General features: G+C 59.9%; 9 protein-coding genes and 1 pseudogene. 9 read left to right on the top strand and 1 reads right to left on the bottom strand.

Annotated features, from left to right (window positions below; all coding sequences use genetic code 11):
- The first annotated feature begins 15 nt into the window (after nucleotides 1-15).
- From ACUIAF_RS05560 to ACUIAF_RS05530, 7 genes and pseudogenes are all read left to right on the top strand, one after another.
- Complete coding sequence (locus ACUIAF_RS05560) at nucleotides 16-615, top strand: DUF624 domain-containing protein (RefSeq protein WP_445338077.1); 600 nt, start codon at nucleotides 16-18, stop codon at nucleotides 613-615.
- 229 nt (nucleotides 616-844) lie between these two features.
- On the top strand, nucleotides 845-2,743 hold the full coding sequence (dnaK, locus tag ACUIAF_RS05555) for a molecular chaperone DnaK (protein WP_445338075.1): 1,899 nt from the start codon (nucleotides 845-847) through the stop codon (nucleotides 2,741-2,743).
- 1 nt (nucleotide 2,744) lies between these two features.
- Nucleotides 2,745-3,470: a nucleotide exchange factor GrpE gene (grpE, locus tag ACUIAF_RS05550; protein ID WP_445338074.1), complete on the top strand. Its 726-nt coding sequence runs from the start codon at nucleotides 2,745-2,747 to the stop codon at nucleotides 3,468-3,470.
- 146 nt (nucleotides 3,471-3,616) lie between these two features.
- On the top strand, nucleotides 3,617-4,621 hold the full coding sequence (locus ACUIAF_RS05545) for a DnaJ C-terminal domain-containing protein (RefSeq protein ID WP_110416722.1): 1,005 nt from the start codon (nucleotides 3,617-3,619) through the stop codon (nucleotides 4,619-4,621).
- 52 nt (nucleotides 4,622-4,673) lie between these two features.
- Nucleotides 4,674-5,204: a heat shock protein transcriptional repressor HspR gene (locus ACUIAF_RS05540; RefSeq protein WP_198216511.1), complete on the top strand. Its 531-nt coding sequence runs from the start codon at nucleotides 4,674-4,676 to the stop codon at nucleotides 5,202-5,204.
- Between the two features lie 199 nt (nucleotides 5,205-5,403).
- Nucleotides 5,404-7,026: pseudogene (locus ACUIAF_RS05535) on the top strand (DEAD/DEAH box helicase); the annotation flags it as partial.
- Nucleotides 7,027-7,149: 123 nt separating this feature from the next.
- Nucleotides 7,150-7,806, top strand: coding sequence for a GntR family transcriptional regulator (locus tag ACUIAF_RS05530; protein WP_015021211.1), 657 nt, complete (start codon nucleotides 7,150-7,152; stop codon nucleotides 7,804-7,806).
- Here ACUIAF_RS05530 and ACUIAF_RS05525 read toward each other — a convergent pair.
- Nucleotides 7,794-9,917, bottom strand: coding sequence for a transketolase family protein (locus tag ACUIAF_RS05525; RefSeq protein WP_110416725.1), 2,124 nt, complete (start codon nucleotides 9,915-9,917; stop codon nucleotides 7,794-7,796). The two genes, ACUIAF_RS05530 and ACUIAF_RS05525, sit on opposite strands and share 13 nt — an antisense overlap.
- A gap of 219 nt (nucleotides 9,918-10,136) precedes the next feature.
- Here ACUIAF_RS05525 and ACUIAF_RS05520 point away from each other — a divergent pair, with 219 nt between their 5' ends.
- On the top strand, nucleotides 10,137-11,549 hold the full coding sequence (locus ACUIAF_RS05520; protein WP_445338073.1) for an MFS transporter: 1,413 nt from the start codon (nucleotides 10,137-10,139) through the stop codon (nucleotides 11,547-11,549).
- A 100-nt stretch (nucleotides 11,550-11,649) separates the two neighbouring features.
- Nucleotides 11,650-12,750 (top strand): mandelate racemase/muconate lactonizing enzyme family protein, encoded by a 1,101-nt coding sequence (locus ACUIAF_RS05515; protein WP_445338071.1) that lies wholly within the window; start codon nucleotides 11,650-11,652, stop codon nucleotides 12,748-12,750.
- Nucleotides 12,751-12,843: the final 93 nt, after the last annotated feature.

Genomic DNA, 12,843 nt, shown 5'->3' with positions numbered 1-12,843 from the left:
GTCGAAAAGAACATTATGCATATTCTTTCGCCAGAGTCAGCCTTCATGCGTGGACTATCGACGGTTATTGATGCGGTATGGATAACTATCTTGATGATTGTGGCATCGTTGCCCGCGATTACTGCAGGCTCTGCTCTGGTCGCCGCGAATTATGCAGCCAGGAGGTCTTTGGCGGGGATTGGACATGTGACACAAGATTTTTTCGCTGCCTTTAAAAGCAACTTTAAACAAGCAACCATCCTGTGGCTGATTCTTGGTATTCCTGGCGCCGCTTTGATAGTCCTCTGGATTGTCGTGCGTTCATGGGCGCTACTGGCTCCGCAGCTTATTGCTACCTGTTTTTGGGTAATCAGCTTTGAGTGGGTTTGGTGGTTACAGGCGAGATTTGCCAACTCTGTTGTGGGAACATTGAAGAATTCATTGATTTTCGGACTAACTAAATGGCCATATACCTTAGTAATTGTAATGCTTGACTGCCTCATTTTCGGACTTCTATTCGCCTCGGTGGCTGTTATGCCACGCGGTCTTTTTTTGCTTGCTCTGGTGGCGCCTGGAGGCTTGGTCATGGTTAAGAGCGCAATTTTAAATCATGCAATGCGTTCCTACGTCGCATAAGAAAGTGACCATCTGAAACTAAAGCAGGAATCGTTCACGCAGTTGGGAATAATATTTGCCAGAAGAAGTTGAGTGATATAGGCTCAAGTTTCGGAGTGGTCATGATGGCTGCTTGCCCGGGCCGACGGGAGCCGGCCATCGGGACCACGAACGAAGCGCGAGCGGAGAACGTGAACGATGAGGTGCGGGGCCAGAACCCACGCCTCAATTACATCAGGAGGTAACGAGTATGGCACGTGCAGTTGGTATCGATCTGGGAACCACCAATTCCTGCATTGCAACCCTGGAGGGCGGCGAGCCCACGGTAATCGTCAACGCTGAGGGCGCGCGTACCACGCCATCAGTGGTGGCATTCAGCAAGTCCGGCGAGATTCTGGTCGGTGAAGTGGCCAAGCGTCAGGCCGTCACCAATGTGGACCGGACCATCAGCTCGGTCAAGCGTCACATGGGCACCGACTGGTCCGTCGAGATCGACGGCAAGAAGTGGACCCCGCAGGAGATTTCGGCCCAGATCCTCATGAAGCTCAAGAGGGATGCCGAGTCCTATCTGGGCGAACCCGTCACTGACGCGGTCATCACCTGCCCTGCATACTTCAACGACGCTCAGCGCCAGGCCACCAAGGATGCCGGCAAAATCGCCGGTCTGAACGTCCTGCGCATCATCAACGAGCCCACCGCTGCGGCCCTGGCCTACGGTCTGGAGAAGGGCAAGGAGGATGAGCGTATCCTGGTCTTCGATCTGGGCGGCGGCACCTTCGATGTCTCCCTGCTGGAGATCGGCAAGGACGACGACGGCTTCTCCACCATCCAGGTCCAGGCCACCAACGGCGACAACAAGCTGGGCGGCGACGACTGGGATCAGAAGATCATCGACTGGCTGGTCAGCGAGGTCAAGAACAAGTACAACGTGGATCTGTCCAAGGACAAGATCGCCCTGCAGCGGCTCAAGGAGGCCGCCGAGCAGGCCAAGAAGGAGCTGAGCTCCTCCTCGTCCACCAGTATTTCCATGCAGTACCTGGCAATGACCCCCGACGGGACTCCAGTCCACCTGGACGAGACCCTGACTCGGGCCCACTTCGAAGAGATGACCTCCGACCTGCTGGGCCGTTGCCGTACGCCCTTTAACAACGTGCTGCACGATGCCGGCATTTCGGTTCAGGACATCGATCACGTGGTGCTGGTCGGCGGCTCCACCCGTATGCCTGCTGTCAAGGACCTGGTCAAGGAACTGACCGGCGGCAAGGAAGCCAACCAGACCGTCAACCCCGATGAGGTCGTGGCTGTCGGCGCTGCCGTGCAGTCCGGCGTCATCAAGGGCGACCGCAAGGACGTGCTGCTGATCGACGTGACTCCGCTTTCCCTGGGAATTGAGACCAAGGGCGGCATCATGACCAAGCTGATCGACCGCAACACCGCCATCCCCACCAAGCGGTCCGAGGTCTTCTCGACCGCCGAGGACAACCAGCCCTCCGTGCTGATCCAGGTCTACCAGGGCGAGCGTGAGTTCGCCCGTGACAACAAGCCTCTGGGGACCTTCGAGCTGACGGGCATCGCTCCGGCCCCGCGCGGCGTTCCTCAGATCGAGGTCACTTTCGACATCGACGCCAACGGCATCGTGCACGTCTCCGCCAAGGACAAGGGGACCGGCAAGGAGCAGTCCATGACCATCACAGGCGGCTCCGCTCTGCCCAAGGACGAGATCGACCGCATGGTCAAGGAGGCCGAGGCCCACGAGGCCGAGGACAAGCAGCGTCGTGAGGACGCCGACACCCGCAATGCCGCCGAGTCCGCCGCCTACCAGACCGAGAAGCTGGTCAACGACAACAAGGACAAGATCTCCGACGAGGTGGCCAAGGAGGTCACCGACAAGGTCAACGCTCTGAAAGAGGCTCTGAAGGGCGAGGATATGGACAAGATCAAGAACGCCCAGAGCGAGCTGATGACCTCTGCCCAGAAGATCGGCCAGGCCCTTTACGCCCAGCAGGGCTCCGAGGATGCTGCAGGCGCCCAGGGCGCTGCAGGCGCCGCCGGTGCTGCCTCGGGTGCAGGCTCCTCCTCGTCCGCCGATGACGACGTGGTGGATGCCGAGGTCGTGGACGACGACGACAAGAAGAAGGACGGCGAGTGACATGTCGGCCTTCGACAAGGATGATGCCGGGCCGCTGAAGGGCGACCCGGCCGCCGCCGGCAAACCGGACGGAAATGAGGCCAAGGCCTCTGACGCCGCCTCTACGCCCGATCAGGAAGCGGCCCGCGGCCGTCATGCCGGCAAGAGCGCTGCAGACGATGGCCGGGCGGCCGGCCAGCACTCGTCGGATTCCTCCGCCAAGGATGCGTCGTCAGCAGATGCTCATGCTGATGACAAGACCGATGCTGACTCGGCCAAGGAAGACGGTGCCGACAAGGGATCAGAGGGGCTGACCCCTCTGGGCCAGGCCAAGAAGGAGGCCGCCGATTACCTGGAGGCCCTCCAGCGCGAGCGGGCCGAGTTCGTCAACTTCCGCAACCGCGCCAAGAAGGAGCAGGACATCTTCCGCCAGCATGGCATCGTGGATGTGTTGACCGCCCTTCTTCCGGCCCTCGATGACATTGACCGGATCAGGGAGCACGGGCAGATGGACGATTCCTTCCAGGCTGTGGCCAAGAAGATCGACAAGACCTTCGAGAAGTTCGGTGTCGAGAAGTTCGGCGAAAAAGGCGAGGACTTCGACCCCACCAAGCATGAGGCCATCCTGCACAAGCCGGACCCCGATGCCAAGAAAGAGACCGTTGACACGGTCGTCGAGGCAGGCTATCGGATCGGCGACCGGGTGATTCGGGCCGCCAGGGTAGTGGTGACCTCGCCCGGGCAGTAGCAGGGACGGTGATTGCGGACCTTCCGCAGGCTGAACGACGCCTTCGCATGCGGCGGCTGGGTGGGTTATGGTCCCGCCCGCCGCCGCACGCGAAAGGGCGGATTCCAATTCGATATATTCGTAGCTTATGAGGAAAGGAGACATGGATGGCTGAGAATGAATGGCTGAGCAAGGACTATTACAAGGTCCTTGGTGTCTCCAAGGACGCCAGCGAAGCGGAGATCACCAAGGCCTACCGCAAGCTTGCCCGCAAATACCATCCCGATCTCAATAAGACCAAGGAGGCTGAGGAGAAGTTCAAGGAGATCTCCGAGGCCTACGACGTGCTCAGCAACAAGGAGCAGCGCCAGAAGTATGATGCCATCCGCCAGTTCGGCATGGGGGGAGCCCGGTTCGCCGGCGGCTCCGGCCAGGGTGGTTTCAACACCGATGCATTCTCGGACATCTTCGGCTCCATGTTCGGCGGGGCCGGGGCGCCAGGAGGCACCCGCATCCGTTTCGGCGATGGTTCCGGACAGCCGGACTTCGCTGACATCTTCTCCTCCTTCGGTGGGGGTGCCGGCGGTGGCGGTCGGACCGCTTACCAGGAGGCGAGGCCCAGGCCCGTCAAGGGCGAGGATCGCAACTCGAAAATCGGTCTGTCCTTCCGTCAGGCGGTCAAGGGGGCTACGGTCTCCCTGAGCGTGGGTGGCAAGCGTTTCAAGACGCATATCCCCGCCGGGGTTCGCAACGGTCAGCGGATCAGGCTGGCTGGCAAGGGTCGGCCTGGCAGGGACGGGGGCGCCAATGGCGACCTCTACCTGCAGATCAGCGTCCAGCCCAGCCACCGGTTCACCATGAAGGACAAGGATTTGGTCATGACCCTGCCGGTTACGGTATCCGAGGCGGCCCTGGGAGCCAAGGTCCAGACCCGGGACATCGATGACCAGGTCGTCACCTTCAGGATTCCTGCTGGCTCCTCCAGCGGCGACGAGATTCGTATCGCCGGCAAGGGGGTTCAGGACCGGCGCGGCAAGGGCGACCTGGTGGGACGGATAGAGATCCGCATGCCCGGTCGGCTGGGTATGGCCCAGAAGAAGGCCATGCGCGACTTTGCCAAGTCCAGTGGCGACTTCGACGAGCAGATCGCCGGGGAGCGCATGAAGATATGACGATCCGGATGCCGGATCAAGTCGGAACGAAGAGCGGAGAGGAGTGATGATTATGGTCAGGGTGGATCCCGAGACCAGGCGGATCTATCTGGCCTGCGCTCGCGGACTGGTGGCCGGACACATCAGCCTGGATGCTGCCGACGATGCCGGTTTGGACATCGAGCTGCCGGTCTTCAGCGTCGGCCAGGTCGGGCAGTTGGCCAACATCCATCCGCAGACCCTGCGCCAATACGACCGGCTGGGTCTGATTGTGCCGGAACGTACCGAGGGGGGTGCGCGCCGTTACTCTCTGCGGGATCTGGACCGGCTGGGCCAGGCCCAGCATCTGAGCCAGGACGAGTCCATCAACCTGGCAGGTGTAACCAGGATCCTGGCCCTGGCCGAGGAGAATCGTCAGCTGAGGCGCCAGCTGCGCCGCTCCCATCAGTCACAGGGATCCAGTATGTTTGCCGCTGCCACCGATGGCCGGGTCGTCGAGGTCAGGCGGTCCAGCAGGGCCAGGCTCTGGCGGCAGGACACGACGCATGACGAGGCCGATCCGACTGATTCCAAATCGTTGATCGTCTGGAGCGTACGCTCCTGAAATGGGTGCGGGGCCTGTGCTATGGTGTACAGGTTGGCCGCTCGCCCAAGAGCGACGGCTGATTGTCGCCTGAATGCTTTGAGTACGGGGAAACCGCTTGCGCGAAATTCGTCATTCTCTGCTTTGCACGCGGCCTGCGAACTGTCGACCGACAGTACCGTTTTCCCTGTTGTGAAAGGTCATTGTGACTGCTTCATCCATGCCCGATTCCAATTCGTCCAATTCCGGCCAGTCTGCCGTAGAACCTATGACTTTTGACCAGCTGGGGGTGCCTGAGCCCTTGGTTCGCGTCCTGCGCAAGGACGGCAAGACCAGGGCCTTCCCCATCCAGCGGGATACCCTGCCTGATGCCCTGGCTGGCCGTGACATTCTGGGACGGGGCCGGACCGGTTCCGGCAAGACCCTGGCTTTCAGCATCCCTCTGGTGGCTCAACTGGCTGCCTGCGAAGGAGGACGGACCCGCCATGGCCGCGGTGGTGTCGCCGGTTCAGACAGTCTGCCCCGCCCGCGCGGTCTTGTCCTGGCTCCCACCCGCGAGCTGGCCAATCAGATCGACGAGGTTCTCAACCCCCTGGCTCAGGCCTACGGCATGCGGACCTGCACCGTCTACGGCGGGGTTGGCCAGGGTCGTCAGGTCGATGCCCTGCGGCGCGGGGCCAAGATTGTGGTGGCCTGTCCGGGTCGCTTGGAGGATCTGCTCCGCCAGCACAAGCTCAGTCTGGGGGAAGTGGAGATCGCCGTGTTGGACGAGGCCGACGAGATGGCCGACATGGGCTTCTTGCCAGCTGTGGAGCGGATTCTGGCCCAGGTTCGTCCGGGTGGTCAGCGCATGCTCTTCTCGGCCACCCTGGATCACGGTGTGGATGCCGTGGTCAAGCGTTTCCTCAAGGACCCCAAGATTCACGAGGTGGATTCCGCTACCCAGCATGTGGATCTGATGACCCACCACATCTTCCGCACCACCCAGGCAGCCAAGCACGATCTGGTGCGCAGGCTGGCCTCGGGTACAGGACGGCGCATCCTCTTCACCCGGACCAAATTCCAGGCCAAGAAGCTGGCCAAGAACCTGATCGACAACGGCATTCCGGCTGCACAGCTGCACGGCAACCTTTCCCAAAACCAGCGCGATCGCAACCTGGAGGCTTTTTCCCGGGGTGAGGTGAAAGTCCTGGTGGCTACCGACGTGGCCGCCCGCGGTATGGATATCAGCGACGTAGACCTTGTGGTCCAAGTGGATCCACCGGCCGATCCCAAGTCCTTCCTTCACCGGTCAGGGCGCACGGCCCGGGCCGGTCGTTCCGGGGACGTGGTCACCCTGGTTCTTCCCGACCAGTGGCGTGACACTAGACGGATGCTGCGCATGGCCCATATCGATGCCAAGCCGGTTCAGGTGACTGCCGATTCGTCCGAGGTTACCGAGCTCGTAGGACCCGTGGCCAAGCCGGTACACGGCTGGTCCTTGCAGACCGAGCAGCCGCAGGCTTCCGCTGGTCGCCCTGCTCGTAGCGGGCGTGGCGGCCGCAGCGGACATCGGGGCCGTTCCCGCGCAAACAGGCGCTTTGATCGCGGCGGCCAGGCCCGGGCTGCAGGTCGAGATCGGGATCGCCGGCCCTCCCGTTCCAGGCGGTCAGATGACCGATCGGCATTCAATCGTGAGGATGGTCCCTTGGATGGCCGGACCAGAGGCCATCGTCATGCCGACAGTAGCGGGCGTGTCCATGGTCATGATCATGGGCACGGCAACGGTCGCGCCGGCTCCCGTTTTGATGCAGACCGTCGGGGATTCCGCCGCGGTCATCGCCACCATCGCCGTGACGATAATCCTTTCCGCTCTGCTTCCCGGCGCTGATCCGTTTAGCGGCAATCATGATTCCCAAGCCTCGGTTGGCATAAAATCGGTATTGACGGCGTGCCTGGTCTCCAGCAGGGAAAAGAGGAGGATCCGATGTCAGTAAGTAAGCGCACGTTGGCCTACGATTACCTGCGCGATCAGATCGTCTTCTGCAAGATGAAACCTGGTGATCTGATTGACGAAAAGGCTGTGTCGGCCCGACTGGGATTCAGCCGCACACCTGTACGCGAGGCTATCAATAAGCTGGCTGAGGAGGGTCTGGTCCAGGTTTTTCCGCGCAAGGGGATCATCGTCAGCCAGCTTTCTCTTAAAGACCTCAACGACATGCTCGATAGCAGGATGCTGGTCGAGCCTTATCTCATGCATCAAGCCTTCGCTCATCTGGATGCCCAGACCCTGCGGAGCTACCGTGCGGCCGCCAATACCAGGCTGGAGCGTGGATCAGTCAAGCCGGTCTCCATTCAGGATGACTTCGATTACACTTTTCACATGTATTTCGCCAGGCAGGCAGGGAACAAGTACCTGCTTGCCTTCATGAGCACCCTGCTGGCATTGAGCCAGCGCACCCGTGTTTTCCTGCCTTATCAGGAGGGGAGGGACGAGGCTTCCTGCCAAGAGCATATAGCCATCATCGATGCAGCGCTCAATGGTGACGAGGAAGGCGCGGTGGAGGCCATCCGCGCCCATCTGCACAATTCGCGAATCAGCTATCTACAGGCCAGCAGGGTTCATGCCGATTACTTCCGCTGATAGCATCTTCTTCCGCACCGTCCGACCTTAAGCAGGGACGCGTGTGCTGCATCCACTACATGGTCAGCGGTGATGCCGTAGTCTATGAGATTGCTTTCGCCGTCTCCCTGAAGTCCGAAGTCCTCGACTGAAACAGCCTTGCCTGCGTCTCCCAGATACTGGTGCCAGGACAGGGCGAGTCCGGCTTCGACGCTTACTCGTGCTCGTATCTCCTCCGGCATGACCCAGCTGCGGTAATCCTGGTCCTGTTGCTCGAACCATTCCATGCAAGGCACGGAGACAACGCGGGCGCCGATGCCTTCGATCGCCAGGCGGTTGGCTGCCTCCAGAGCCAGCTGCACCTCAGATCCTGATGCCATGATCAGCATGTCCAAACGGTTCTCGGGCTCTTGGAGGATATATGCTCCACGGGATACGCCCTGGCGGGCTCGAGCTGCGGTTGCAGCCAAGTTGGGCAACGGTTGTCTGCTGAGCACTATGGCCGTGGGATGTGTGTCGCTTTTTTCGAAGATGTGTCGATAGGCTTCTGCCGTTTCGAATTCATCGGCAGGGCGGACAACAGCCAGACGGGGGATGGCCCTCATGGCAGCAAGATGCTCGACTGGCTGGTGTGTCGGGCCATCCTGCCCAAGGGCGATTGAATCGTGGGTCCAGATGTAGATATTGGGAATGTCCATCAGAGCGGCCAACCGGACCGCCGGCCGCTCATAGTCGGCAAATTGGAAGAAGGTGCTGCCAAAGGGCCTGGTGTCCGAGTCCAACAGGATGCCGTTGGTAATGGCCCCCATGGCGAATTCTCGGACGCCGAAGTGGATCTGTCTGCCATAAGGATTGGCCTTTGGGAACTGGCGAGTGGCCCGACCGGCGGGAGCGAAGGAGTCCGCTCCTTCCAGATCAGTCATGCAGGCGCTGCCCAGATCAGCGGATCCGCCCCAGAGTTCAGGCATGATCGGGGCGATGGCGTTGAGCACGCGCCCTGAAGCCTGTCGCGCCGGCACGGAATCTCCCACATGCAACTCGTTTTCAAGTTCATCGATGGCGCTGTCGAGCTCCTTAGGCGGCTCGTGCCTACGGATGCGGTCGTAGAGAGCGGCCCGCTTGGGATTGTCCTTTCGCCACTGTCTATAGCGTCGATCCCAATCAGCGTGGGCTCGAACCCCGCGTTGCGCAGCCTGTCGGGCGTGCGCCAGAGCCTCCTCGTCAATGGGGAAGTCCTCATTGGGATCAAATCCAAGAAGGCTCTTCAGGTCAGCCAGAGCCTTTGCGCCCAAAGGCGAGCCGTGGGTGGAGGCATCATTGGTCAAACCTGGGGTCGGCCAAGCAATCAGGGTGTTGACCTTGATGAACTTGGGGCGATCGGTGATTTCGCCTGCTTGATCCAGGGCGCGGGACAGCGCAGACAGGTCTTCTTTGTAGCTACCGTCCGGCTGGACAAAATCGATGGAGTCGGTGTACCAGCCGTAGGCGCGCATACGTGCGCATACATCTTCGCCTAGGACCATGCTGGTGTCGCCTTCAATCTGGATATGGTTGGCGTCATAGATGACGGTCAGATTGTCCAAGGACTGATCTCCGGCCAATGAGCAGGCCTCTGCGCTCACGCCCTCCTCCAGATCGCCTTCTCCGCATATGGCCCAGATTCGATGATCAAAGGGAGAGGAACCCCTGGGGGCATCAGGATCCAGCAGGCCGCGCTGATAGCGCTGGCCATATGCGAAGCCTACGGCCGAAGCCAACCCCTGTCCCAGCGGACCGGTGGTCATCTCCAGACCAGGGGTGACACCCAGCTCGGGGTGGCCTGGAGTCCGTGTGTGGGCGCCGGACCGGTAGTTTCTCAAATCATCCAGCGTCAGGCCGTAGCCGGCCAGGAAGAGCTGAGTGTATTGAGCCAGGGATGCATGGCCGCCGGAGAGGATGAACCGGTCGCGGCCGGGCCAATGCGGGTCGGTCGGGTCATGCGTCAAATACCGCTGATAGAGGGCGTAGACGATTGGGGCCAAGGATATGGCCGAACCCGGATGTCCATTACCGGCCCGCTCCACCGCATCAGCCGTCAGCACCTTGGCCATGTTGATGGCTCGTCGATCCAAATCATCCCAAGGCTTTTGCATGATTCTTTATCCGCCTTTCCAGGTGTGTTCGTGCACCGTTGGTCGTCTTCTGCGGTCAGCTTTCGCCAAGCCTCTTGGACGGCCCAAATTGACACCGCTGTCTTTCGCCTTTAATATATCAGTAATATATCAGTTACGCAATGAAGCACTGATTCTGGCATCGGGCAGGAGAACAGTCAATGGGCTCAGACCGAGCGCCGGAGCGAACAAAGGAGTCCAATGACGGATTTATCAATTTACCAGACCCTTGACAGGGCCAAGGCCATTCTGGACAGACAGGAGGCCAAGCACTCCTCGAGGGCCGGTTGGCTCATGGTGACGGCTCTGTTGATCGAATCCTGGGATATCTACTCGATGTCGTTCATCATGACCCACCTCAAGGATGTCTTCCACCCCAGCAGCTTTCTGCTTGGATTCGCGGCAGCCGGCACCCAGCTCGGTGCCATCGTCGGTTCCATCCTGGGCGGCTGGCTGACCGACCGGTTTGGGCGTCGCAACATCTTCTTGGCTTCCATGAGCATGTTTGCGGTCTGTGCCGTTCTTCAGGCGCTTTCGCCCAACATGTGGGTTCTGGCAATCATCCGCTGCTTTGCCGGCCTGCCTGTAGGGGCCGATGTGGCCAACGGCTTTACCTATATGATGGAGATCCTGCCCAAAGGCAAGCGCGAGATCATGGGCAACCGATGGCAGTTCATGTTCTCCTTGGGGATTTTATGCGCCATTCTGCTGGTCACCGCCTTTGAGCTGAGCAAGATGCCGGCCAACCTGACCTGGCGGTTCGTCCTGGCTGTGCCCGCCATCCCTGCCGGCCTGCTTCTGCTGGTCAGGTCCGGCCTGCCCGAAACCCCCGTCTGGCTTGTGGAGCATGGTGATTTCGTCAAGGCCCGGAAGGTGGCCAACGAATACTATGGCAAGGATGTTTTGGCTGACGTTTTGCCTGATCATGATATGCATATTCCCCAGCCCTCCTGGCGTGAGGCCATCTCGGACCTTTTCAGCGACAGATTCAGTCGCAGGAGCACCATATTCGCCTGGATATCCTGCTTCGTCCAGGCGTTCGAGAACTATTCGTTCTCCTTCTATCTGCCTACCATCCTGGCCGGCCTGGGCATAGCGACCCTCGTTCAAAACAATATGGCCATGTTCGCCGTTTACCTGCTGGCCTCCATCTCCGCTTTCGTAGGACCTCTTACCCTGCCCAAACTGGGGCATAAGGGATTGAGCGAATGGGGCTTCGGCCTGGTGACCATCGGCATTCTGGTCATGGTCTTCGGCATCACCCGGACCAGTATGGCCATCATCATCACCGGATCGGGCATCATGCTCTGGGGCCATTACTGGTCTTCGGAGAGTGGAATGACCATCGCCTCATTGGTGGCCAAGCCGGCCTATAGAGGAGCCGCTTCAGGCATTGCCTATGTCTTCGTCAAGCTGGCCTCCTTCCTGACCCTCTGGGTGTTCCCGACCCTTTATGACCGGCTGGGCGTGCCTAAAGCCACCCTGCTGATCGCTATCGGTCCTGTGGTGGCCTTCCTGGCCGCAGTCTTCATTCTGCCCGAGACCTTCGGTCACGCGGTCAATGCGGAGACCATACAGTCGGCTGAAGCCAAGGCGACCGGATCTAAAGACTGATTCGCTGATTGGAACGCTTTGTCTGCAAAGGATAGGCGCGTTTGGATCAACATGCGATGTGACGCTATGAAAAGGCGTCGATAAGAAAGGAATTATCACCATGTTCCAAGTACCGAAAATCAAGAAAATAGAACTGACGACCGCCCGGGTTCCGTTGCCGGAAGGCCCATGGGGCGACCAGATCCACCATGTCGAGAACATAGAGGTCGTCGTTGCTGATGTCACGGCAGACAATGGGATCACCGGCACGGGGTTCAGCCATACCTCCGGCTGGTGCGGGGCCACCATCGCCGCTCTGGTGAGGGAGATGATCCCCGATGTGATTGGCCTGCCCGTATCCCCTCGCGCGCTTTGGCTGCGCTCGTGGAAGTACATTCACGATGTAGGTGGGGCCGGTGTAACCACCCACGCCCTGTCCGCTTTGGATATCGCCTATTGGGATCTGCTCGCCAAGTCCCTTGACGTCTCTCTATATGATCTGCTGGGCAAGGTGCGCGATCGTGTCCCGCTCTATGGGTCCGGCATCAATCTGAATCTATCGGCGGATGAGATTGTGGATCAGGTCAAGCGTTGGAAGGCCAAGGGATTCATCGCCGCCAAGGTCAAGGTGGGCAAACCCGACATCGAAGAGGATGTAGAGCGCCTGAAGGTCATCCAGGAGGCTGTGCCAGGCTTCCCCCTGGCGGTGGATGCCAACCAAGGATGGGATTTGCCGGCCGCCTTGCGTGCCTTCAAAAAGTTCGATGATCTGGATTTGCTTTGGATCGAGGAGCCGTTGCCTTCAGACGATATTCTGGGGCATAGGATTCTACGTGAAAGGGTCAATACCCCGCTGGCCATGGGCGAGAACATATACAACCTCAATCAGTTCAATCAGTATTTTGAGCAAGGTTCCTGCGACTATGTCCAGGCGGATCTGGGCCGCGTGGGCGGTATCACCGGCTACCTGGATATTGCTGCAGCGGCCAGGGCCCACAATCTGCCCATGACGCCGCATTTCGTCTTCGAGCTCAGTGCCAGCCTCCTGTCGACCATTCCTAACATCTATGCTTCCGAGGTCACGGATGGCGGCACTTGGACGGATCTGCGGATCTTCAAATCCTCGGGGCATGTGGATGAGGATGGCTTCTGGGTGCCTCCCACTGGTCCTGGACACGGCATTCAGTTGGACAGGGACTATCTGGAGGATCATCGCTTCTGACGGCATCGTATGTTCTGTGCCAAGATAACGGGGATTCGCCCACGATGACCGAGCGTCATCTTGGGCGAATCCCCGATGTCCTGCCCAGTGACT

This window comes from Bifidobacterium sp. ESL0822 (genome assembly GCF_052606675.1).
This window is presented reverse-complemented; position numbering and strand designations above follow the sequence as displayed.